17 protein-coding genes are annotated in these 23,197 nt (G+C 71.9%); 7 read left to right on the top strand and 10 right to left on the bottom strand.

Annotated features, from left to right (window positions below; translation table 11 throughout):
- Positions 1-3 precede the first annotated feature (3 nt).
- Positions 4-507 (top strand): DUF1990 domain-containing protein, encoded by a 504-nt coding sequence (locus NIE111_RS05355; protein WP_238683314.1) that lies wholly within the window; start codon positions 4-6, stop codon positions 505-507.
- A 21-nt stretch (positions 508-528) separates the two neighbouring features.
- On the opposite strand, the gene NIE111_RS05350 is transcribed toward NIE111_RS05355, so the two are convergent.
- Positions 529-1,449, bottom strand: a complete 921-nt coding sequence (locus NIE111_RS05350; RefSeq protein WP_238683313.1) for a DNA-3-methyladenine glycosylase family protein — start codon at positions 1,447-1,449, stop codon at positions 529-531.
- Between the two features lie 503 nt (positions 1,450-1,952).
- On the opposite strand from NIE111_RS05350, the gene NIE111_RS05345 reads away from it, so the two are divergent.
- From NIE111_RS05345 to NIE111_RS05325, 5 genes are all read left to right on the top strand, one after another.
- Entirely contained in the window at positions 1,953-3,770 is a 1,818-nt protein-coding gene (locus tag NIE111_RS05345; RefSeq protein WP_238683312.1) for a stealth family protein, read from the top strand.
- A 43-nt stretch (positions 3,771-3,813) separates the two neighbouring features.
- Positions 3,814-5,595, top strand: coding sequence for a stealth family protein (locus tag NIE111_RS05340; RefSeq protein WP_238683311.1), 1,782 nt, complete (start codon positions 3,814-3,816; stop codon positions 5,593-5,595).
- Positions 5,596-5,666: 71 nt separating this feature from the next.
- Positions 5,667-7,697 (top strand): DUF8189 domain-containing protein, encoded by a 2,031-nt coding sequence (locus NIE111_RS05335; RefSeq protein WP_238683310.1) that lies wholly within the window; start codon positions 5,667-5,669, stop codon positions 7,695-7,697.
- A complete protein-coding gene (locus NIE111_RS05330; protein ID WP_238683309.1) occupies positions 7,694-8,743 on the top strand; it encodes a hypothetical protein in 1,050 nt (349 codons plus the stop codon). Before NIE111_RS05335 ends, NIE111_RS05330 begins: the two co-directional genes overlap by 4 nt.
- Positions 8,740-11,610, top strand: coding sequence for a stealth family protein (locus NIE111_RS05325; protein WP_238683308.1), 2,871 nt, complete (start codon positions 8,740-8,742; stop codon positions 11,608-11,610). Before NIE111_RS05330 ends, NIE111_RS05325 begins: the two co-directional genes overlap by 4 nt.
- 62 nt (positions 11,611-11,672) lie before the next feature.
- Here NIE111_RS05325 and NIE111_RS05320 read toward each other — a convergent pair whose 3' ends face one another.
- The 9 genes from NIE111_RS05320 to NIE111_RS05280 all read right to left on the bottom strand — a co-directional run bounded on the left by NIE111_RS05320 (position 11,673) and on the right by NIE111_RS05280 (position 22,419).
- Complete coding sequence (locus NIE111_RS05320; protein ID WP_238683307.1) at positions 11,673-12,320, bottom strand: hypothetical protein; 648 nt, start codon at positions 12,318-12,320, stop codon at positions 11,673-11,675.
- A gap of 204 nt (positions 12,321-12,524) precedes the next feature.
- Positions 12,525-13,304: an anti-sigma factor family protein gene (locus NIE111_RS05315; RefSeq protein WP_238683306.1), complete on the bottom strand. Its 780-nt coding sequence runs from the start codon at positions 13,302-13,304 to the stop codon at positions 12,525-12,527.
- Positions 13,301-13,993 carry a sigma-70 family RNA polymerase sigma factor gene (locus tag NIE111_RS05310; protein WP_238683305.1) on the bottom strand — a complete coding sequence of 231 codons (693 nt, stop codon included), beginning with the start codon at positions 13,991-13,993 and terminating at the stop codon, positions 13,301-13,303. Before NIE111_RS05310 ends, NIE111_RS05315 begins: the two co-directional genes overlap by 4 nt.
- Positions 13,994-14,119: 126 nt before the next feature.
- The gene (locus NIE111_RS05305) at positions 14,120-14,977 is read right to left on the bottom strand and encodes a spermidine synthase (RefSeq protein WP_238683304.1); all 858 of its coding nucleotides are present in this window, start codon (positions 14,975-14,977) and stop codon (positions 14,120-14,122) included.
- 18 nt (positions 14,978-14,995) lie between these two features.
- Positions 14,996-15,961, bottom strand: a complete 966-nt coding sequence (locus NIE111_RS05300; RefSeq protein WP_238683303.1) for a hypothetical protein — start codon at positions 15,959-15,961, stop codon at positions 14,996-14,998.
- 114 nt (positions 15,962-16,075) lie between these two features.
- On the bottom strand, positions 16,076-18,550 hold the full coding sequence (locus NIE111_RS05295) for an AAA family ATPase (protein ID WP_238683302.1): 2,475 nt from the start codon (positions 18,548-18,550) through the stop codon (positions 16,076-16,078).
- Complete coding sequence (locus NIE111_RS05290; protein WP_112675573.1) at positions 18,550-19,698, bottom strand: exonuclease SbcCD subunit D; 1,149 nt, start codon at positions 19,696-19,698, stop codon at positions 18,550-18,552. The genes NIE111_RS05295 and NIE111_RS05290 overlap by 1 nt, the downstream gene beginning before the upstream one ends.
- Before the next feature lie 74 nt (positions 19,699-19,772).
- On the bottom strand, positions 19,773-21,524 hold the full coding sequence (locus NIE111_RS05285; RefSeq protein WP_238683301.1) for an ATP-binding protein: 1,752 nt from the start codon (positions 21,522-21,524) through the stop codon (positions 19,773-19,775).
- Positions 21,525-21,672: 148 nt separating this feature from the next.
- Complete coding sequence (locus NIE111_RS05280) at positions 21,673-22,419, bottom strand: pyrimidine reductase family protein (protein WP_238683300.1); 747 nt, start codon at positions 22,417-22,419, stop codon at positions 21,673-21,675.
- A gap of 150 nt (positions 22,420-22,569) precedes the next feature.
- Between NIE111_RS05280 and NIE111_RS05275 the strand changes: the two genes are divergently transcribed.
- A complete protein-coding gene (locus tag NIE111_RS05275; RefSeq protein WP_238683299.1) occupies positions 22,570-23,133 on the top strand; it encodes a plasmid pRiA4b ORF-3 family protein in 564 nt (187 codons plus the stop codon).
- The last annotated feature ends 64 nt before the right edge of the window (positions 23,134-23,197 follow it).

Here is a 23,197-nt window from a genome sequence, read left to right as displayed (position 1 = left end):
ACGGTGGCCGAGCTGACGTACCCGGAGGTGGGGTCGACCCGGCACGGGCCGCTGCCCGGCGGGTACCACCACCTGCGCCACCGGTATCCGTTGCCCGCCGGCTGCTTCGAGACCGCCGCCGACGCGGTCCTGAGCTGGCGGCTGCACCGCGCCGCCGGCGTCCGGATCCGCACCGACGCGCCGCGGGCCACCGCCGGTGTGCTGGTGGCCTCCGGCCTCGGCGTCGGCCCGGCCCGCCTCTGGGGGCCGTGCCAGGTGGTCTGGAGCGCGGACTCGCCCACGCTCGCCGGCTTCGGCTACGGCACCCTGCCCGGGCACCCGGAGCGGGGCGAGGAGGCGTTCGAGGTCGTCCGTGACGACACCGGCGCGGTCTGGTTCGAGGTCCGCGCGTTCAGCCTGCCCGACCGCTGGTTCACCCGCGCCGGAGGCCCGGCGGTCCGGGCCGTGCAGCACACGTATGCCTGGTGGCTCGGCCGTACCCTGCGTCGGCTCTGCGCCGGTCGCTGACCACCAGGGCGCCGGAGCGACTCAGAATCGGGCGAACGAGCGGATCGGGGCGCGCGGGCCGTACTTCGGTGCCCGGATGCCGGCCGCCTCCAGCAGCAGACACACCCGGCCCCGGTGACCTCGGAACGGCTCCAGCAGGGCCATCATCCGGGCGTCGTCGCCCCTCGGTTCGCCAGCCAGCGCCCAGGCCACGGTGTTCGGGATGTGGTAGTCGCCGACGCTGACCGCGTCCGGGTCGCCGTACGCGATCCGGACCACCTCCGCAGCCGTCCACGGCCCGATGCCGGGAATCGCGGTCAGCCGGCGGGTGGCGTCGGCGGCGTCGGTGCTGCGCTCCAGGCGGTCGGCGAGCGCCGCGGCGCGACGGAGCGTGTCGGCTCGGCGCTGCTCCACCCCGAACGGGTGGAACACCCAGTACGGGGCCGCGGCCACGGTGGCTGCCTCGGGCGGCAGGAGCAGCGGCTGCAACGGGCCGGGAGCCGGCTCCCGGAAGTGCCGCACCATCGCCGAGTACGCCCGGTAGGCCTCCTTGCCGGTGACCTTCTGCTCGAAGACCGCGCGCAGAAGTCGGGGGAAGACCTCCCCGGTGGCGGGCATCCGGAGGCCCCGGTGTTCCCGGGCCAGCCGGGCGACCAGCGGGTGCGCCGCTGCCAGTTCGGTGAAGCCGGTCAGGTCGTCGCGCAGCCCGGCGATCGCGTCGGCGCGGGCGAGGACGTGCTCCGCTCCGGGCCCGTACCCCTCGGCGAGCAACTCGCCGCCAGCCGGCCGCAGCGCGAGCGTGGCCGGACCGTCAGGGGTGCGGGTGGCCCACCAGAAGGTGCCGGCCGCCACCCGGGCGCACGGATCGTACGGGCTGAAGGTGAGCGCCCGGACCGAGGCGGTCAGCCGATAGCCGACCGGTGGGTGCAGCACCCTGGTCGCGGCGGGTTCGGTCTCGGTCACCCCGTCACTCTGCCAGGTCACCGGGAGGGCTGGCGACCGCCGTACCGGTCCCGCCCGCGGTTGAGGAGCTTCGCGGGGATACGTTCGCCCGACCGTCCCGGTGTCATTGAACCACCCGAATGGCCAGGATTATCTTGGCGAACAGGCGCATACCGCCCTTATGCCATTTTTGGCGGTGGGTCAGGTATCGATCATGTGGTTGTTTGATTGCCTGCAGGTAAACGCACTGCCCCGGGCCACCTGCGGCGGCCAGCAACTCCCACTCGCGGGAGAACCCGGTTCGGCCCGGAGACCGGTGTCCCGCCGACAGCCGCCACCAGGCGTCGCGCGGCCGACGCCGGATCGCCACGCAGTGTCAACGGGGGATCTGTGGAAGGGCATGCAGTGATGGCTGCGCGAGTCTGTGTCGAATCATCGCGAGTGGGATCTCACCCCGCTACCCGTCCGCAGGGCTGACGGGTGCCCACTGACGAGTGGGCCGTCCCGAGCGGACGGCCCAGCGCGTGATCGCTCTGAAGATCTATCGACTCCTACCGTCGTCGGCACGGCGACGGCTGCTGGGTCTGCTGCCCGCACACCGGCGGATCGGCCTGGTGCAGACGCTCTCCCGACCGCGCGGCGGCGACACGGTGCATCACCTCGGCGCCCGGGTGGCCGTGACCGACGGTGGCGTTCGGACCCGGGCCGAGGTCGTCGCCACGGCGACCCCGTTGGAGCAGTGGCACCGCAACCTCACCGCCGTCACCACCGCGCTGCACTCCGCCGGCATCGAATACCACTGCATTCGTAACGACGACCACCTGCGCAGCACCGTCGCGGTCCTCGACGACCAACGGCCGGCTGTGCAACGCCTCGTCCGCACCGCGCCGACGCTGTCCGGCGCGGACGTCCGGGTGGTGCAGGTCCAACCCCGTCGGGACCAACCGGACGGCGCCCCGACCGAGGTTATCCAGGTCTGCTTCCCGGTGACCGACGCCCGCGCCGGGGTGGTCCTCGGCGCCCAATACGCCTGCGAGATCGAGTTCTGGAGCCGGCACGGGGACATGGTCCGTGCTCCCCGGCGCAACGGGGTCGTCGACGAGGCCCCCGCCCAGGCCCAGCCGGTCCGGGTGGCGGCGGCGCTGATGAGCCACTTCGTGCCCGAGGCCGACGACCACACCTACGGCACCCGCCGGGACCTGGCCGTCCGGGCGCCGGACCGGGTCGGCTTCCCGATCGACGCCGTCTACACCTGGGTGGACGGCTCCGACCCGCAGTGGCTGAAGCGGAAGTCGCTGGCGCTCGGCGCTCCGGACGGCCCGCTGCACGCGGTCGCCGCGAACTCGTCGCGCTACCACAACCGCGACGAGCTGCGGTACTCGTTGCGCTCGCTGCACAGCTTCGCGCCCTGGCTGCGGCGGATCTTCCTGATCACCGACAGTCAACTGCCGAGTTGGCTCGACCCGAGCCATCCGATGATCACGGTCATCTCGCACGCCGAGCTCTTCGCCGACCTCGGCGGCCGGTCGTCGTACAACTCGCACGCCATCGAGTCCCGCCTGCACCGCATCGACGGCCTGGCCGAACACTTCCTCTACCTCAACGACGACGTGTTCCTCGGTCGTCCGCTGCTGCCTAACCACTTCTTCCACGCCAACGGGATCGCGAAGTTCTTCCCCTCGCCGGCCCAGTTCGGCCTGGGGGAGGCGAAGCCGGAGGACCCGCCGGTGAAGGCCGCCGGAAAGAACAACCGTCGGCACATCCAACGGCAGTTCGGTGTGACCATCACGCAGAAGATGAAGCACACCCCGTTCGCGCTGCGCCGCAGCATCATGCAGCAGATCGAGGGCATGTTGCCGGACGAGGTGGCGGCCACCGCGCGGCACCGGTTCCGGCACCACGGCGACCTGTCCATCCCGTCGTCACTGCACCAGTACTGGGCGTTCCTGACCGCGCAGGCCGTCCCCGGCGACATCGAGTACGAGTACGCCGACCTGGGTCACCCCTCGACCCCCGCCCGGCTGGCCGAACTGCTGGGTCGCCGGCACCGCGACGTGTTCTGCCTCAACGACACCGACTCCGACCCTCGGTCGTTCGCCGAGCAGGAGCGGATGCTGGCCGACTTCCTGCCGCGCTACCTGCCCTTCCCCGCCCCGTTCGAGCTGCCGGACGACGTGGTGGCGGAGCGGCGGAACGTGGGCGCGGGGGAGCTGTGGCGGCGCTCGTACCGTCCGGTGCCGGATGCCCGTCGGGGCACCCCGGTCGACGCGCCCACCATGCCCAACAACATGCTCAACACGGTCACCGACTTCAAGGCCGTCGTGACGAGGCCGGACGGCTGACCCGACCGCGCCGCCCAGCCAGTGTTTCCGTACACCGTCCCCAGTGGAGTTCAGCTTGGTACGCCCCGCACCCCAGCCGTCGTCCGAGCCGCCACGGGCGCTCGGTGAACCGTCGGGGCTCGTTGACGTCTACCGCCGGGTGTTGAGCGCGCAGACCCGCCGTACCATCGCGACGAAGGTGAGTCCGCGAGCGCGCCACCAGCTGAAGCAGTGGGTCGCCCGGGCGTCCCGGGACGCCCAGGTGGCGGGACGCCGTAGCGAGCGGCTGGCCCGGCGACAACCGGAACTGCTCGCGGGTGGTGATCGGGCGGTCGTGACGGCCGACCGCGGGTCACGGATCGCGAGAGTCGACCCGGCTGTCACGCCGCTGGGCGCCAGGACGGCGAATCTGACGGCCGTAACGGCAGCGCTCGACGAGGCTGGCGTGGACTACTTTCGCGTCCGCGGGCGGTCACCGAGGGCGTCGGTGGTCGCCGTTGACGCCGGCGACCGCAGCCGGGTGTACGCCGCGCTCGCGGCGGCCTGCGCCCGAGTGCCCGGTTACGTCTCCGTACCCCGGGCCAGCGGCGAGCGGCCCCCGGCCCCGGGCTTCGAGCCGAAGACGTGGGAGCGGGTTGCGGACGCCCCGGTTGTGCGGCTGACCTGGTACTGGACCGACCCCCGGCACCGGCTGGTGCTGGGGCTGGCGTACGGCTGCGACGTCGAGTTCTGGACCCGGCAGGGGGACACGCTCGTCGCCCCGCGTCGTAACCCGGTGGCGGAGCAGGTCCAGGTGTCGTCGCCTCCGGTCCTCGTGCCCGAGTCCCTGTTCACGGGCCTGGTGCCGCCGACCGCCAGCGTGACCGTTCGCAGTCGGCAGGAGTTCGCGGGGCGGTGCCCCGATGACGTGTCCTTCCCCATCGACGTCGTCTACACCTGGGTGGACGGTACGGATCCGGACTGGCTGCGTCGGCGCGCCGACGTGACCGGGACTCCTTACCACGCGGAGGCAGCGAGCCCGGCTCGGTTCCTCAGCCGCGACGAACTCCGCTATTCGCTGCGCTCGGTGCACCTGTTCGCACCCTGGGTGCGAAACATCTACCTGGTGACCGACGACCAGGTGCCCACCTGGCTTGAGCTGTCCGCGCCAGGGCTCCGGGTGGTCAGCCACCGGGAGATCTTCACGGACCCATCGGTGCTGCCCACCTACAACTCCCACGCGATTGAGAGCCAGCTGCACCACATCGACGGGCTCTCTGAGCACTTCCTGTACTTCAACGACGACGTCTTCCTCGGCACCGAGGTGCTGCCTCAGGACTTCTTCCTGGCCAACGGCATCTCCCGCTTCTTCCCGTCGCCAGCGCTGGTGCCGCCGGGCACCCCGAGTGCCGAGGACATCCCGTCCTCGGCGGCTGGGAAGAACAATCGCGCGCTGATCGCCGAACGCTTCGGAACCGTCCTCAACCAGAAGATGAAGCACATGCCGCACGCGCTTCGGCGCAGCGTTCTGTACGAGATCGAGCAGGAGTTCCCGTTGCCGCACCGCGGGACCGCCGCCAGCCGGTTCCGTGGCCTGACGGACATCTCGATCGCCTCCTCGTTGCACCACTACTACGCGTTCCAGACCGGTCGAGCCGTGCCTGGCGAGTTGGAGTACGCCATCGCCGAGTTGTCCCATCCCGACACTCCCGCGCGGCTTGCGCACCTGCTGGCCCGGCGGGACCGGCACGTCTTCTGTCTGAACGACGCCTTCTCGTCGGAGGAGGACCTGGCCGCCCAGCTCGCGATCATCACGCCCTTTCTGGACACCTACTTTCCAGTGTCCAGCCCGTGGGAGAAGGCCTGACGTGATTGCCGTCCACGATCCGCGCCGTCTCGCGGCGACCGTCGCCGCTCTCCTGTGCCGGCAGTGACGCCATGTTCTGGTTGAGACACGGTGTCGGCAGGGCCAATCCCACGTCGTCGCGTCACCTCGCGGCTTATTTCCAGGTCGTCGCGCACCCCGACGACGACCTCTTCTTCCTCAACCCCGCCGTGCAGCATGCGATCGACAGCGGTTCCCCGGTCACCGCGGTCTATCTCACCGCCAGTGAGTCCGACGGCCGCAACGCTCCCCAGAACCACCCCGATCGCCGCGCCGTTCCCGTTGATTTCGCCGGTTACGCCGCAGCTCGCCAGAACGGCATCCGGGCGGCGTACGCACAGATGGCTCTCGGCGATCGGAGGGCCACCTGGTCGCGGGTCGCTCAGGTGCTGGCGGGTGGCCTGCCGGTGGAGATCGCCACACTGGTCGGCGCGCCCGCAGTACGCCTGGTCTTCTTCAATTTGAGGACGCAGGACGCCGTCGGGGACGAGCCGCCCCGGTGGCTCAGCGCGTTGTGGGAGGGGAGCCTGCCGGCCCTGCCGGCCCTGCGGCCGACGGGCAGCCCGTTGGAGGCTGTCGGCGAGTACGACCGGGAGCAACTGCTCACCGCGCTGACGGCGCTGCTGCGGGAGGTCGAGCCGACCGTCGTGCGGTTGCTCGACCCCGATCCGGACCACAAGACCTACGACGCCGCCAGCGGGAAGATCGCCTACTCCGACCACCTCACGCACACGGCCAGCGCGTACTTCGCCCTTGAGGCGGTACGACGCTACGAACTGGCCGGCGGGCGGCCGGTCCTACGCGAGAGCTACCGGGGTTACTACAACCGGCACTGGCCGCGGAACCTTGGGCAGGAGGCGTTCGCCGCCAAGAAGGCGTTGCTGGACATCTACGGAGGCGTCCCCCGGGACTGCGGGGACCCGGTGGGTTGCGGCGACTACCAGGTCGGCGATCAGGGCCACGTGCCCGGTTACGGGCAGAGCACCCATCCTCGCTATCCCGGGAGCGGCTCCTGGCTGCTCCGACAGGTCGACGGGCGGCTCGCCGCGTTCGGGGTCCTCGGGGACCGGGCATCGGTGTGGCGGGAGACCCGACCCGGCAGCGGGAAATGGCGTGGGCCCGATCTGGTCGACGGGGCAGGGCTGGTGCCGCACCTGTACGCGCTTGTGGGCGCCGACGCCCGGATCCACCTCTTCGGTGTCCGGCAGGTACTCGACCTGGCGCGGGAGGGACACCGACGCGTCCTGGTGACCACTGTGGAGTCGGAACCGGGCGGACCGTTCGGGCCCTGGGTGGACCTGGGAAACCCGGCGGACGGCGCGGTCGACGCGGAGGTCCGGCGGCTGGAGATGGGCATGCCGGTTGCCGCTGTCGGCGCCGACGGTCGAGTGCAGGTGTTCGTCCGAAACTTCGGGCGCGGCGTGAGCAGCCGCGTGCAGACCGGCCCGGACACCTGGGGCCCCTGGCGTGACCTCGGCGGCAGTGTCGTGCAGGAGGGGCTCGCGGTTACGAGCGCGGCCGACGGTCGCATCGAGCTGTTCGCGGGGACCGACAAAGCGGTGCTGCACTGGCGCCAGGCCACTGTCGACGGGCAGTTCGAACGGCCATCGATGCTGTCCGTTCCGGCCCCGGCGGGTCCGCTGACCGTGGTGGAGGAGCCCGGGGGCCGGCTGCTGCTGGTGTTCCGCGAGGCGGAGAGCGGTCGGGTGCTGGCGCTGCGGCAACGGGTCGGCGGTGGCTGGCCGGTCAACCCGGCGAGCCTCGACGGCCGGGGCGGCTTCGGGCCGGTGGCCGCGGCGGCGGTCCCACGAGATCCGGGCGGGACGGTCCTGGTCAAACGCGATGACACAGGTACGACCAGCCTGTCCTGGCAGCCGGCGGGGCGGGGGGTGTCCACCGCGTGGTCCACCTCCGGTGTCCTCTTCGTCGGCTCCCCGGCGGTGGCGGTGGACGCCGACGGACGAGTTGTGGCTGGTGTTGTCGGGGTGGATGGACGGCTCTGGACGGCCAGGCAGCGGCGGGCGGGCAGTGGCGAACAGTTCGGTGAGTGGACGGCCACAGGGAACGGGCGGAGACGGGCATGAGCGGGACAGGCATGAACGGGGCGCATCTACGCGATCTGGCGTCCGACGCGCTGCGGCGTTGGCCACGGCTGAGGGTCGCCCTGCGCAGAGCCGACCGGCAACTGAGCCGGCAGGTGACGCAGCTGAAGGGCGCCGTCCAGACACCGGCCCCCCGGCGGATCTTCCGGGCCGCACTGCCGGCGGGACCGTCGATCCAGGCACGCTTCGTGGGTGTGCTCGACGGTCACACCCTCAACCTGGACCTTGAGGTGCCGAGTGCGCTCGCCGCCGATGTCGTCGGCGCCGAACTGCACCTCGTCCGTGGGAGTACGCGGCTTACCGTGCCTGCCGACCTACGGCGGGCCAGCGGAGGTCTGGCCGCGTCCGCCGCCGTCCTGCTCTGCGGCCGGCCGGGTGGACTGGATCTGCCCCCGGGTGATCCGTGGCGGGTGGAGTGTCGCCTCATCAGCGAAAGCGGCGGGGGAGATCCCGTCCGGGTGGTCGGCGGCTTGACCGAACGACCTGCGGGACCGACAGTGTCGACGCCGCCCTGCCCCGACTCGGGACACCGGTACCGACCGCTGACCGACCAGGCCGGCCGGCTCACGCTTGCCGTCGCGGCCCCCGGGGCACTGGCCGAGCTGACCGACGTCCGACTCGACTGGACCGGAGCGAGCCTGGACGTGCGAACGGTCGGCTGGCACGCCGACGGGCCGGTGGAGGTCGGGTTGGAGCCGCGGGGCGGCGGCGAGTCGTTCCGCATCGGCGGCGAACCGGTGGGCCCGGACCTGTTGCGATTCGCTCTGCCGTTGTCGCCCATGACGGAGACGGGGCGCGTTCGGGAGCGGACCTTCGACGTCCGCTTGTACGCCGGGCCACGCCGGCTGCGCGTCGGCACGGTGCTGCACGATCTCACCAACCCCAAGAAGTCCCTCCGGCCGCCAGCGGCGATCGTCTGGGCCGCGCCCGGCCGTTCAGTCCGCGTCCGCCCCTACTTCACGCCGGCCGGCAGCCTCGCCCTGGCCTGCCTCCCCATCCAATCCCGCGCGACGGACGGCAAATTATGAAGATCACCTATCTGCTGACCTGGGCCGATGCCATCGGTGGCACCGAACGCACCGTCCTGCGACAGGCGAACTGGTTGGCCCATCGGCATGAGGTGGAGGTCATCGGTGTCCTCCGCACCCGCGACGAGATGCCCTTCGAGGTTGACCCCGCGGTGAAGCTGGTGCACCTGCTCGACACTCGCGGGGGCGTGACCCGGCCGGTACGTGGTGGGATGCCCGACGCCGTCGCCGAGGCGCTGGCCGCCGCGCCCAGCACGTTGGTCCGGCGCCACTGGGAGGGCGCGTTCTCCGCGCTGTCCGACCTCGAACTCGAACGCGTACTCGGCGAGATCGACGCCGACGTGGTGGTTACCACCACCCCCGCACTGCTCGCGGTCGCCGCGACGCTGCTCCCCCGACGGGTGGTGATCGTCGCGCAGGAGCACCGCGTCGCCGAACTTCGGGGCTCCTCCGGTGAGCCGTTCGGGCTCTTCGCCGCCAGGGCCGACGCGATCGCGCTGCTCTCCCGCCCCACCCGGGACTGGTTCGCCGAACTGCTGGTGGACGCTGCTCCCCGCTTGGTCGTGCTGCCCAACCCGATCGAGGACGGTTACCGACCACGGTCGACACGGGAGACCCGTACCGTCGTGATGGCGGGTCGGTTGAGCCCGGAGAAGCAGTTCGAGCATGCGATCGCCGCCTTCGGCCAGATCGCCCCGGACCACCCCGACTGGCGGCTGCGCATCTTCGGAGGCGGTTCACGGGCGCGGCTGGAGGAGCGCATCGCCGGCCTCAAACTCGGCAATCAGGTTCACCTGCTCGGTCCGACGGAGAGCATCGAGGACGAGTGGGCCAAGGCGTCGGTGGCGATGGTGACGTCCCGCGTCGAGTCCTTCGGCCTCACCCTGATCGAGGCGATGAGCGCTGCCGTCCCGGTGGTGGCGTACGACTGCCCCAACGGGCCGCGTGAGGTGATCGAGGATGGCGAAACCGGGTTCCTGGTCGCCCCCGACAACATCGATGAACTCGCCGCCGCACTGCGGAAGCTCGTCGAGGACGATGGTCTGCGGCACATGATGGGGCATGCCGCACTGCGCGATGTGGAGCGCTTCTCCGTCGAGAAGGTGATGCCACAGTGGGAGCGGCTCTTCGCCGACCTGCTCGCCGACCGTGACCGCCCGGGCTGGACGGATCGGCGACTGGCCGCGGTGGCCGCGCAGCAGGCCCGGAGGGCGGCGCCGAACGTGGTGCCGTCAAAGGCCGTCGCCCGCAGCGTCGGCGAGGTCGACGTGGAAGCATGGGCGGCCGGAGTCGAGGCCGGCCGGGACGACCTGCTCTGGACACGGGGGCAGTTGACGCGCCTCCGGGACTCCACGCCGTACGAGGTCGCGCGGGACAATCTGGACCTGACAGTGGACAGCCTCGACGCCGCAGGCATCGACTACTTCCTCGTCCGACAGATGTCGCCGACCTTCCGGGTGGCCGTACGGGAGGAGACCCGGCAGTCCGTCGTTGCCGCCCTCGCCCGTCGGCACGCCGGTCGGCCCGTCTACGTGGAAGCCTTCGACCAGCGGAACCGCACGATGGGGGTCTGGCCGGCGGCAGCCACGATCGGGGTCACCGCCATGGCCACGGCCGCCTGGCTGCGGGTCTTCGAACCGGCGATGACCCAGTCGCAGACGCTACGGCTCGGCACCATCTACGGGTGTGCCGTCGAGTTCTGGCAGACCGTCGAGGACGGATCGGACCTCTGCGGCCCGAGCCGGACGTTGGTGGGGGACCGGCTGGCCGCCGAATCCCTCACTCCGGCCGTGGTGACGGTCGGGGGGCGGAACTACCGATCCGTCGAACCGTTCACGCGACGGCTCGCCGACGAGATCACCTTCCCCATCGACCTCGTCTACACCTGGGTCGACGGGGCCGACCCGGTCTGGGCGCGCCGCCGCGCAGAGGCACTGGGAATCGGGTACGCCGAAGAGGGTGCGCTGCAGGGCGCCGAACGTTTCCGCAGTCGGGACGAGCTGCGATACTCGCTACGGTCGGTCGATCTCTTCGCGCCGTGGGTGAACCGGATCTGGATCGTGACCGATGGCCAGGTGCCGGACTGGCTCGACACCGCGCATCCGAAGGTCCGGATAGTCGACCATCAGGAGATCTTCGCCGACCGGAGCGTCCTGCCGACGTTCAACTCCCACGCCATCGAGACTCAACTGCATCACATCGAAGGGCTGTCCGAGCACTTCGTCTACCTCAACGACGACGTCTTCTTCGGCCGGCTCTTCGGACCCGACATGTTCTTCGACCCGGGTGGGCTGCCCAAGGCGTTCAAGAGCCCGACCCAGATCCCGCTCACGCCTCCCAGTCCGGACGACGAGGCGTTCGCGGTGGCCGCCAAGAACAACCGGCGTCTGCTGGAGGGAGCGTTCGGCAAGACGCTGATCCACGCGTTCCTGCACGCTCCGCACGCGCACCGACGCAGCACCCTCTACGACATCGAAGCGGCGTTTCCGGAGTCGGTCCGGCAGACGGCAGCCAACCGCATCCGTTCCACCGACGACGTATCCATGCTCTCGTCCCTGGCGCATCACTTCGGCTTGATGAGCGGACGGACGACGGGAGGGGCGATCCGCTGTACCTTCGCCAACGTCGGGCTGGCCGCGCACCTGCTGCGGCTGGACAATCTGTTGGCCGGCCGAGCCTTCGACGTGTTCTGTCTCAACGACTACCACGACGGCGACGTGCCGGCTGAGGACCAAGCCAGGATCATCGAGGCGTTCCTTGGCGCATACTTCCCCGTCGCCAGCCAGTTCGAGCGGGGTAGTGAGCGCAACCGTCGGCTGTCCGGGGCCGGGGGGTCGATGACGGCGGCACCGGACCTCCGCACATGACGGTGGCCGGTCGCGCCCTCCCCGGCGACGACCGACCACCGTGCCCTCGTGGGCGACCAGGCTCAGTACGAGTAGCCGGAGCCTCCGGCGTCGTTCGAGCCGCTGTCCGCCGGCGGTGCGACCGCCTTCGGGGTGCCCTTGGGCAGGCAGCTCAGGTTCTTCTTGCCGTCCGGCTGGACCACGAACCAGGTGCCACCGACAGCCTGGCCCTTCCACTGGCCGGGCTTCTTGTCACCGATGTAGCGGTAGACCGGCCAGCCGGCGATGGTGAGCTGACGGGTGCCGTCCTGCCGGGTCACGCTGCCGACCTTGTCGTCGGAGACGCCGGTGAGCTCCGGGTTGCCGTCGGTCAGTGCCGGGGGCCACACCTCGGCGCACTTGTCGACGCAGTTCGACGACGGCGGGTCGGCGGTGTCCTTGTCGAAGCGGTACAGGATCCAGCCGTCCTGGTCGGTGACCACCTTGCCCATCCGGGCCACACTCTTGCCGACCAACTTCTCGGTCAGGTCGACGTCCGCGGGCGGGGCGTCGGCGGCGGGCGCCTCCGGGGTAGCCGAGGCCTCAGGTTCAACCGTCGCGGTGGGCTCGGCCGCGGCGACGGCGACCGGCTCGGCCGCGCTCGAGTTCGCCCCGTCGTAACCCGCGGGAGCGCAGGCCGTTAGTGCGACCATCGCGCTCGCGACGATGACGGTCCGCTTCATCTGTGCCACGTGCCCTCCTCATTCTTGACAGTTCACCCATAGGTACGGCGGGCGGGCTGTCAAGGTTGAAGTAGTAACAGTGGTCAATTTCACGTAAACCGATTGAACCGTTCAGTGCTCCCCTGCGTACGCCCCCGCGAGGGGACCCTTCGCCCAACGACAGATCGGCGCCGGTCATTGTGACAATGACCGGCGCCGATGCGGCTGGCACTCTTACATGGGTACGGTGACCAGCGGACTCGCCACGCCGTTGGCATCCACCGACTGCACCTGGAGCTGCTTGATGTCCTTCGGCAGAGCCGACGTCGAGGCGCTCAGTTCGAGACCCTGCGGCCGGGTGTTGGTGCCATAGCCGCCCTCCGGCACCGACCAGGTCGAGACGACCTCGGTGGTGGCGTTCTTACGTACCACCACCAGTCGACAGATGCGTGGGCCGGGCAGCTTCCGCAGGCTGAAATTGATCCGGGTGCCGTAGTCCTTGGTCACCAGGAACATGGTGGTCTGCACACCGGTGGTCGCGTCGGTCGCCTCGACCTGGTCGCCCTCCACCTCGGTGCCGCCCACACCCGGGCCGCTCGGCGCGGCCGTCGGCGCGCTCGTCGGCGGGGTGGGCGCGCTCGGCGTCGACTCGGCGAGCACCCCCGGCGCCTGCTCGTTGCCGGTCACGCTGACGAAGCCGTACCCGGTCAGACCGCCGAAGACCACCACCGCGGCGGCCGTCGCGAGCATGTGACGAAACCGGGTACGCCGCCGGTCGGCCCGGACCGCGCCGAGCGTCCGGTCCAGCAGGGCCGGGTCGGTCGCCGTCTGCTCCATCGCCATCATCGTCTCGCCGTCGATGTCGGACAGCAGCCCGACCACCGGCACCATCGTCTCCAACTCGGCCGCGCACGCCCAGCAGGTGGCGAGATGCTCCTCGAACCGCTCAGTGTCCTGCTCGTCGAGCACACCGAGCGCGTACGCCGCGACGTCCATGTGGTCCGGCCGGCTCATTCTGTCACCCCCCGCTCCTGCAGAGCCGTGCGCAGCGCGCGCAGCGCGTAGTAGACCCTCGACTTGGCGGTGCCGAGCGGCAGGCCCAACTCCTCGGCGGCCTCCGGCACCGTCCGCCCCCGGAAGTACGTCGAGATCAGGATCTCCCGGTGCGACTGACTGAGCGTACGCAGCGCGTCCGCCACGGTCATGGTCCGCAGCACCCGGTCGGTGCTGTCCGCCTCGGCGAACGCCGTGAGGTCCCGGTCGTACGTCTCCGGCGGCCGGGCCTCCTGGCTGCGGTGCTCGTCGATGGCGATGCGGCGGGCCACGGTGACCAACCACGGCCGCAGCGAACCCTGCCCCTGGGTGCCCAGGCGGTGCGCGTTGCGCCAGGCCCGCAGCAGCGTCTCCTGGACGATGTCCTCCGCGCGCTGCCGGTCCCCCCCGGTGAGGCGCATGACGAACATCAGCAACGGGCCGGCGTGCTCGGCGTAGAGCTGACGGATCAACTGGTCGGAGTGGCTGGCCTCGGTTGTCGTCGCCTGATGGCGCCCGGGCGCCGGTCGCGGCGTCACCGGACCATTCTGGCGAGGCGTCGCCCGCGAGTCGACCCCCCGGGCAGACGAGGTTGACCGTGACGAGGGTCGCGCCGACAACCAGTCAGCGCGTACCGCGTCGCCATGCCAACCGGCCGCCACCGCGTGCATGCAGACCTCCGGGATCGTCCGTGACCAACGCCGGCCCACAAGGTGGGCCGCCCGGTGGTACGCAGCACCGGCCCCAACGGATCAACAATCGGCGAAAATATCTACGGCGCGTTGTCGAGTGGACGGTCAGCGGCGGACTGAGAACAGGCCAGGCGGTGGCGGATCGGAGCCGGTCGCGTCGGCATCCCGGACGATCTGCGCGCCACCGACGAAGCGGTCCAGGTCGTCGCCGGCCACCACCCGGCCCGGGAACCAGTCGCCGGCAGCGCGTCTGGTCAGCTCCGGCACCGGCGGTGTGGACCGCCCGGCGACCAGCACCAGATTGCCGTACCGGCGTCCACGCAGCACCGCCGCGTCCCCGACCAGACAGGCCTGCGGCAGCACCGAACGGACAGTGGCGACCTGCCCGCGAGCGTGCCGCAGCGGCGGACCGTCGGCCAGGTTCGCCAGGTACCAACCGGCGGGGCGGAGCACCCGGGCCACCTCGGCCGCGTACTCCACCGACGTGAGGTGGGCCGGCGTACGCGCGCCGGCGAACACGTCGGCGACCACCACGTCGTAGCTGCCCTCCCGGGTGGACGCCAGCACCGCCCGGGCGTCCTCCACCCGGACCCGCAACCGGGCGTCGGACGGCCACGGCAACGCCCGACGGACCAGCTCCACCAGCGCGCCGTCCACCTCGGACACCCGCTGGGTAGACCCGGGTCGGGTGGCGGAGACGTACCGGGGCAGGGTCAGCGCGCCGCCACCCAGATGCAGCACCCGCAGCGGCGCACCGGCCGGCGCGATCAGATCCACTGCGGCGGCCAACCGCCGCACGTACTCGAACTCGAGGTGGGTGGGGTCGGTCAGGTCGACGTGCGACTGCGGCGCGCCGTCCAGCAGCAGCGTCCACGAGCCGGCCCGGTCCGGAGCCGGCACCAGCTCCGCCAGCCCGGTGTCCACCTGCTCGACGACCCGGTCACCCGCCCGTTTACGACCCACCGGAACCAGTATCCGCGCTCATCGGGCGGCGCGGGCCGCGGCGGTCAACGCACGGTGCAGCAGCCGGGAATCGCCGAGCAGGGCCCGCAGCCGGCGCTCCAGGCCGGCGATCGGGATCAGGTTCTGCGGGGCCCGCGGATCCTTGTACGGGGTGGAAGCGAAACGCGGCAGTGTCACCAGCGACAGGTCGGCCAGCTCGATCGCCGCCTCGACGGGCAGGTCGGCGGAGCACTCCACCCGAACGACGCCCGCCCACGGCGCGCCGATCGCCACCGGCAGCCGCAAATACCACGACCAACCACCCCAGGCGGTGCCGAGCCGGAACACCGGGGAGCGCTCACCCGACGCCATGCCCGTCACCACAGCGGTCAGCCGGGCATCCAGGTACTGACTGTGCTGCGTCTTGATGTAGCCCAGGGTGCGCGGCAACTGCCGACGACTGCGCAGCGGGCCGTCCACCACCAACAGGTCACCGTCGACCCGGGCGGCGTCGGACACCGCCACCTCCAACGCGGTCAGCGGGCCCTGCACGGCGGCCGGCAGCTTCGCCAGCTCACCGGTGCCACCCACCCGGTGCACCGGGTAACGGATCGCGCCCGCCACCACATCCCGCGCCGACGGGCTCGCCGTGAACAGGCCCCGACCAACCCGGGTGCCCGCCAACTGCGCCGCACCCCGCCCCAGGTCGCACCGGACCACGCCGGCCGCGTACGAGGCGGCCAACCCGGGGAACGACAGGCCGTCGGTCTCCGCCGTCCAGATGCTCGCGTCGATGCGGCGAACCCCGTCGACCAGCAACACCACGTCGGGTGCCCGCACCCCGGGGCGTACCCCGATCGCCCGCCAGTCCACGGCGGGCAACTCCACGTCCGCGTCGACCTGCGCGCTGCTCGGCGCGGCCGGCCCGGCGGCGGACGCCTCGAACGACGCCCCGTACGCCGGGTCCCACGAATCCACGAAGAACGCAGGGTCGCTCGCGCTCACCGGGCTGGTCCTTCGTTCGCGGCTGCGGGGCTCCGCTGCGCTGCGCTCCTCGCGCTCACCGGGCTGGTCCTTCGTTCGCGGCTGCGGGGCTCCGCTGCGCTGCGCTCCTCGCGCTCACCGGCCCGTCCGCTCCACGCGCGCGGACCGGGCATCCTTGCGCACCTCGAAGCGGACCGGGATCCGCTCGGCCAACGCCGGCACGTGGGTGACCACGCCGACCATCCGATCGCCCCGGGCCGCCAGGTTCTCCAGGGTCGCCGCCACCGTGTCCAGGGTGGCGGCGTCGAGCGTGCCGAAACCCTCGTCCAGGACGATCGACTCCAGACTCGCCGCCGTGGTGGACATCCCCGCCAACTGCTCCGAGAGCGCCAACGCCAGCGCCAGCGACGCCTGGAACGTCTCACCCCCGGAGAGGGTGCGCACGCCGCGACGCAGCCCCGCGTCGTGGTGGTCGACCACCACGAACTCGCCCTTGTCATGCACCAGCTCGTACTGCCCGGAGGACAACTCGCGCAGGATCCCCGACGCGCCGTCGACCAGCAGGTCCAACGCCTCGGCCAGCAACCACCGCTCGAAGTTGTTGGCCCGAAGGTGCCCGGCGAGCGCGCGCGCCACCTGCGCCTCCCGCTCGTGCCCCGCCCGCTGCTCGCGCAACGTCCCGGCCTGCTCGCGACGTTCGTGCAGCCGCCGCCGGTCGGCGTCGGCCCGCTCCACCGCCACCGTCGCCGCGTGCACCGGATCGTCCCCGACCGGCACGTCGGCGGCGGCGAAGATGCCCGCGATGGCCCGCTGCACCCCGTCGGCCACCGACTCGGCCTCCGCCACGGCGGCGGCCCGACCGGCCCGCTCGGCGCGGCGTCGGTCCGCCTCGGTGGTCGCCCACTCGGTCAGCGCCGCCCACGCGGCAGCCACGTCGTCCCGATCGGTCGCCGGTGGGCCGAACCGGGCCAACCCGTCCCGGGCGGTGTCAAAGGCCCGCCACGCCGCCCGCAGCCGCTCCTCGGCGGCGTCCACCCCGGCCCGGGCCTGCCGAGCGGCCTCGCGGCCGGCCCGGACCGCCGTCGCCGCCTCCTCCAACGCGCGTCGCAACCGGGCGTGCTCGGCCAACTCCCGGCGCAACACGGCCGGCTCGGCCGCACCGGAGAGCTGCCCGTCCAGCTCGGCCAGCCGGGCCTCCATCTGCTCCTGCCGGGCTCGCGCCTGCACCAGCAGCCGCTCCAGCTCCCGCGCCGCCGTGTCCCGCTCCTGCACCGTCGCCTGCGCGGCCTTTGTCGCGGCCCGCGCGGCCTTGCCCGCCGCCGTCGCGGCGGCCACCGCCGAATCGGCAGGCACCGCCGGCACCACGGCCACCGGCTGCTCACACACCGGGCACGCGGCACCGGCATGCAGGTGCACCCGCAGACTCACCGCCAGGTCGGTGGCCTTCGCCTCCTCGTGCGCCCGGAAGGCCGCCTCCAGCTCGACGTCGGCCCGCTCGGCGACCACCCGTGCGGCGGCCAACGCCGCCACCGCGGCGGCGTGCTCCTCATTCGCCGCGCGCACCGTCGCCCGGACCGTGTCGGCCTCACCGGACAGCCGATCCCGATCGTCGTACGCCCGCAGTTGCAGCCGCAGCGCGCTCTCGTCACCGGCGGCGGCCAGCTCACCGCGCAGCTTGTCCTCCCGCTCCTCGGCCAGCGACACCCCGGCCGCAGCCGCCTCGGCGTCGGCCCGCGCCGCCGCGACCGCGCGAGCGACAGCGGTCACCCCAGCCGGCGCGCGCACCCCGGTCAGCACTGTCAGCTCGTCGTCCAGCGCGGTCAGCGCCGCCGCGGCCTCCCGTGCGGTGACCCGGGCCGCAGCCAGCTCCGGCACCGCCTCGGCCACCGCGGCCGCCAGCTCGGCCATCCGCTCCACCCGGGCGTCGGCCTCGGCCAACGCCTCGTCGTCCACGCCGGTCAACCCGGCGAGCACCTGATCGACCGCCTCCAGCCGGGCCTCCGCCTGCGCGGCGCGCGCCGTCGCCTTCTTCTGCACGTCCTCGTAGACGCCGAGGCCGAGCAGGTTGACCAGGATCTGTTGCCGAGTCGCCGGCTTGGCGTGCAGGAAATCGGCGAACTGCCCCTGTGGCAGCACCACGCAGCTGGTGAACTGCTCGTACGGCAGCCCGACCGCCTCCAGCACCGCCTGCTCCATCTCGGCGGGGGTGCCGGCCACCACCTCGCCGAGATCGTCCGGGCTCAACCCGGTGTCCAGTTTGGTCACGTCGAAGCCGGCCGGCATGAGCTGCAACCCGGCGTTCGCGGTCTTCACGTTGCCCCGGCCGTCCCGACGGACCACCCGGGTCGCCACGTACCGGGCGCCGCCGGACTCGAAGACCAACCGCACCCGCGCCTCGGTCGCCGACGGCGCGAGCGCGTTCGCCAACCCTCGGGCGCCACCCCAGCGGGGCACCATGCCGTAGAGGGCGAAGCAGATGGCGTCCAGCACCGTCGACTTGCCCGAACCGGTCGGGCCGATCAGCGCGAAGAAGTCGGCGTCGGTGAAGTCGACAGTGGTCTCGTCCCGGAAGACCGTGAACCCGGCCATGTCCAACCGCATCGGACGCATCAGTGCTCGACCTCCTCGAAAAGCTCGTCGAAGAGCTCCCGGACACCCTCGTCGGCGTGGCCCCGGCTGTCCAGGTAGTCGGCGAACAACTCCCGGGGCGAACGCCCCGAGCGCTGGGCGATGCGCGCGCCGCTGCCCGGGGCGGCCAACAGCTCCGGGTCGATCCGGATCTCCAGGGCGCGGGGGAGCAGCTCCTGGATCTCCTCGCGCAGGCCGGCGCGGGGTTGCTCCCGCACATACACCCGCAGCCACGCGTCCGGTGCCTCGATCTCGGCGAGCTGGGCGAGGGTGCCCCGCACCGTGCGCAGCGCGCTCGCCGCGGTCACCGGCACCTCCCGCACCCGGGCGGCGGTGCTGGCCGTCACCTCGACCATCGTCACCGAGGGGATATTTTCCTGCTCACCGAAGTCCACAGCGAGCGGACTGCCGCTGTACCGCACCGGGCAGGGGCCTGCTACCCGCTGCGCCCGGTGCAGGTGACCCAGCGCCACGTAGTGCGCGGTGGCCGGAAAGACGGTGGCCGGAACGGCGTAGCCCAACACGGTGTGCGCGTCGCGCTCGCCACCACCGGTGGCCGCGCCGGTCACCGTCAGATGCGCGGTGACCAGGTGCACCCGGTCCGGTTCGGTGAAACCCTCGGTCAGTCGCCCCAGCACCCGGCCCAGGTGGTCGGCGTACGTCTGGTTGGTCTCCGCGGCGGTCAGCTCGTACATCTCCAACGCGCGCACCGCGTACCGCTGGGACAGGAACGGCAACGCGGCCAGCCGCCACCGCTCGCCACCGGCGGTGGTGCCGTCGATGACGTGCTCGTCCGGATTTTCCCGCACCCCGCCGCGCAGGGTGATGCCGGCGGCATCGGCCCACGGGCGCAGCGCGTCCAGCGCCGGGCCGTTGTCGTGGTTGCCCCCGATCGCCACCACGTCCGCGCCGGTCCGCCGCAGCGCCGTCAACGCCCTGGTGACCAGGCGGGTCGCCTCCGAGCTGGGCGCGGCGGTGTCGTAGAGGTCACCGGCGACGATCACCAGATCCGGCTGTTCGGCACGGGCGATCTCGATCACCCCGGCCAGCACGGCCTTGTGCTCGTCGGCCCGGGACTGCCCCTTGAGCACCTTTCCCACGTGCCAGTCGGAGGTGTGCAGGATCTTCATTGCTGAGCTGGCCTTCCGTTCGCGACTGCGGGGCTCGCAAGCTCACTCCTCGCGCTCACCTGTGCCGGCCCTCCCTAGAACGGGATGTCGTCGTCGGTGCCGCCGCCGGAGCCCACCACGGCGAACGGGTCGGCGGACTGGGTGATCGAGCGCAGCGTCTCCGATGGTGCCCGGCCCGCCTCGGAGACCCGGGTGGCCCAGGCCGGGAACGGGAACTCCAGGCAGAGCGGCACCGGGATGTCCGGCTGGTTGACGAACATGGTGCCCGGCTTGGCCAGCAACGCCCGCTGGCGCTGCGCGGGCGGCAGGAAGCCGTACTCCGGGCGGGACGCCTCGGCCGGGTCGAGCCGGCCGACCACCCGGATCGCCGAGTTGGTGACGATCCGCCGCTCCACCTCGCTCGCCGTCTGCTGCGCGCCGATCAGGATCACCCCGAGCGAACGGCCCCGCTCGGCGATGTCCAGAAGGACCTCCTTGATCGGCGAGGAGCCCTCCCGGGGGGCGTACTTGTTGAGCTCGTCGAGGACGACGAAGAGCAGCGGCTTGGCGGTGCCGGACTTCTCCTTGCGCTCGAACTCGCTCTTGAGCGTCACACCGACCACGAACCGCTGCGCGCGGTCGGGAAGGTTGTGCAGGTCGACCACAGTGACCTGGGCCGACTCGCTCGTGTTGATCGAGTGGGGGCGGCGGGTGGCGAGGTCGCCACGGATCAGCCGGGCCAGGTCCTTCTTACTGCCGATCAACCGCCGGGCGAACGCGTTGACGGTGCCCAGCCCCACCGCGCTGCCCGCCCAGTCGGAGCGGGTCTCGTCGTCGTTGAGCTGATCGACGATGTGGTCGACCAGATCGCCGTAGGAGCCGAGCCGGACCCCGTCGATGCTTACCCCGCCGTCGGCGGGCTGGGCGTAGCGGGCCAGGTGCGCGGCCACCGAGTGAACCACCATCGTGTACTGCTGGCGCTCGTCGTCGGCGTCGGCGAAGACGTACGGCAGCAGGCGGTCAGTGCAGAACTCGCTCAGCGTCCAGTAGAAGCTGTCGACGCCGGTGAGCCGGCTGCTCACATCCGGCGTGCCGGCCGAGTCGCCGGGGCGCGGCGGGGCGTACACCCGCACGTCGGGGAACGCGCCGGCGCTCAACCCGAGCTTCGCGTACGCCGCGCGGGTGGGCTCGTCGAGGCGGGTGTTGGGGTGGTCCAGGAAGAGCAGATCCTCACCCTTGACGTTGAAGATCAGCGCCTTGGCGTTGACCGCGTCGCCGCCCAGCACACCGGAGCGGAACACCGAGTAGAGCAGGAACGTGGCGAAGCTGGTCTTGGTGGCCACCCCGGAGATGCCGGAGATGGAGACGTGCGCACCCCGACTGCCGTCGAGGAAGTCGGCGTTGAGGTAGACCGGGACCCCGTCGCGACCCATCCCCATCGGGATGCGCCGCTCCATCCGGTCGAAGTGCAGCGCGCGGGCCCGGGCATCGCCCTCGGCCCGGAACACCACCGCGCCCGGGGTCGGCGGCACGTACAGCTCGGGATCGACCCGGGTGGTGGTGACCTCGGCCGCCTCCTGCACCTGCGCGGGCAGCGTGCCGTCGGCGATGGCGAACACGTCGGAGTCGAACTGGGCGCCCTCGTGCCGAGCGCGGACCTGGGTGACCACCCCGGCGATCGTCACCGGCTCCCGGTCCGGCAGCTCCCGTCGCGTGACCACCACGTCGTCGAGCTGGAGGTAACTGCCGGGCGCCACGGCCGTCCAGAACTGCAACGGGGTGGCGTCGGCGGTGCCCAGCACCCGCCCGACAGCCTCGCCCGGGCTGTCGAGGTCGGCGTCGGTCATCGGGCGACTCGGGTCGGTCGGGCATCACGGTCGGCGCGCATGCCCTGCATCCTGCCCGAGGAGTACGACAGGTCGCCACGCGACGCGGCGGACGACACCATGCGCCGTCACACTCACGACGGTGGGTGTGCGACCGGGCGACGGCGGGTCACGGGCGGGCGTGGCGGAGCAGGAGGACGCCGTCTTCGGCGGCGAGCACGTGGCGCAGTGGCAGGTGCCGGGGCGGTGCGGCGTCGCCGGCGGTGATCCGGCCGGGGCCGGGCCCGGCCAGCAGCGGCGAGACGGTGAGGCACAGCTCGTCCACCAGGTCGGCGGCGGTGAGCGCGCCGAACAGGTGTGGGCCGCCCTCGCAGAGCAGTTGGGTGAGCCCGCGGCGGTGCAGCTCGGCCAGACCGGCGGCCAGGTCGACCCGCTCGGCGCCGCAGCGCAGCACGTCGGCGACGTCGGTCAGCCCGGGCGGCGGGTCGGCGTCGGCATGGGTGAGCACCACCGGGCGGGTCGGCGCGTCGGCGAGGGCGGCCTGCGCCGGATCCAGGTCGAGCGAACCGGAGACCACCACCAGCGTCGGGTACTCGGCCAGGCCGTTGGCACGGCGCCAGGCGCGGCGGCGCTCGTTGAGCCGGACCGCCCGGTACCCCTCGTGGCGGAGTGTGCCGGCGGCCACGACCAGGGCGTCGCAGGTCATCCGCAGGAGGCCGAACACCCGCTTGTCCGGTTCGCCGGAGAGCCCGGCCGAGTAGCCGTCCACGGTGACCGCGCCGTCCAGGCTGGTCACGAAGTTCATCCGCAGTCGGGGCTCGTCGGCGCGGCCGTAGAGGGCGGTCAGCGTGGCGTCGTCGAGCGGCTGCGTCGACGGCTCGGGCCAGAGCCGTCGGATCGGAATTCCGACGGTCATTCGCCGGCCGGACCGGTGACCGGAGGGGTGGGTTCGGCGGTACGGTGCTGGCAGTCGCACCAGTTCCGGCCCGGGCAGTCGTCGTGTCGCCGGGCCCGGCACGCTCGGCAGATCATGCTGGCAGCCTAAGCCGCGGGAGGACAGGACAGCATGTCGCGTCAGATCTTCCAGCTGAAGATGTCCCTCGCCGGGACCCGCCCGCCGGTGTGGCGCCGGGTGCTCGTGCCGGCCGGCTACACGCTGGACCGGCTGCACCGGGTGGTGCAGCACGCGATGGGTTGGCGGGACTGCCACCTGCACTCGTTCGAGATCGACGCGATGCAGTACGGCGAGCCGGACCCGGACGGGGAGTTGGCGTTGCACGACGAGCTGGACGTGCGGCTCGACGCGGTGCTCGGCAAGGGCAGCCGGTTCTCCTACACGTACGACTTCGGCGACTGGTGGGAACACGACCTGGTCGTGGAGGACGCGTTGGCCGCCGACCCCGACGAGCGGTATCCGGTCTGCCTGGCCGGCGAGCGGGCCTGCCCGCCGGAGGGTGTCGGCGGGCCGTTGGGCTACCAGGCGCTCCTGGAAGCCCTGGACGACCAGGACGCCACGGCCGACCCCGCCGGTTCCCGCCACGCGATGCTGCGCGACTGGGCGGGTTCGACCTTCGACCCGTCCCGATTCGACCCCACCCGCGCAACCACCCTCCTGCGCCGCTTCTGCTGACCGCCCCCGCCCGGCCCTCCGGGGCCGGGTGGTTGTTGATCAAGAAGTTTGCGTCAGCGGCGCC

This window comes from Micromonospora hortensis (assembly GCF_022230935.1).
Lineage (GTDB): Bacteria > Actinomycetota > Actinomycetes > Mycobacteriales > Micromonosporaceae > Micromonospora > Micromonospora hortensis.
Note: the sequence above shows the minus strand (reverse complement) of the source record. Positions and strands in the feature narration are given on the sequence as shown.

Coding starts and splice junctions, on each gene's coding strand:
- NIE111_RS05335 (WP_238683310.1), top strand. CDS start 5,667: ATGTTCTGGTTGAGACACGGTGTCGGCAGGGCCAATCCCACGTCGTCG.
- NIE111_RS05315 (WP_238683306.1), bottom strand. CDS start 13,304: ATGAGCCGGCCGGACCACATGGACGTCGCGGCGTACGCGCTCGGTGTG.
- NIE111_RS05290 (WP_112675573.1), bottom strand. CDS start 19,698: ATGAAGATCCTGCACACCTCCGACTGGCACGTGGGAAAGGTGCTCAAG.
- NIE111_RS05310 (WP_238683305.1), bottom strand. CDS start 13,993: ATGCACGCGGTGGCGGCCGGTTGGCATGGCGACGCGGTACGCGCTGAC.
- NIE111_RS05280 (WP_238683300.1), bottom strand. CDS start 22,419: ATGACCGTCGGAATTCCGATCCGACGGCTCTGGCCCGAGCCGTCGACG.
- NIE111_RS05330 (WP_238683309.1), top strand. CDS start 7,694: ATGAGCGGGACAGGCATGAACGGGGCGCATCTACGCGATCTGGCGTCC.
- NIE111_RS05325 (WP_238683308.1), top strand. CDS start 8,740: ATGAAGATCACCTATCTGCTGACCTGGGCCGATGCCATCGGTGGCACC.
- NIE111_RS05275 (WP_238683299.1), top strand. CDS start 22,570: ATGTCGCGTCAGATCTTCCAGCTGAAGATGTCCCTCGCCGGGACCCGC.
- NIE111_RS05285 (WP_238683301.1), bottom strand. CDS start 21,524: ATGACCGACGCCGACCTCGACAGCCCGGGCGAGGCTGTCGGGCGGGTG.
- NIE111_RS05295 (WP_238683302.1), bottom strand. CDS start 18,550: ATGCGTCCGATGCGGTTGGACATGGCCGGGTTCACGGTCTTCCGGGAC.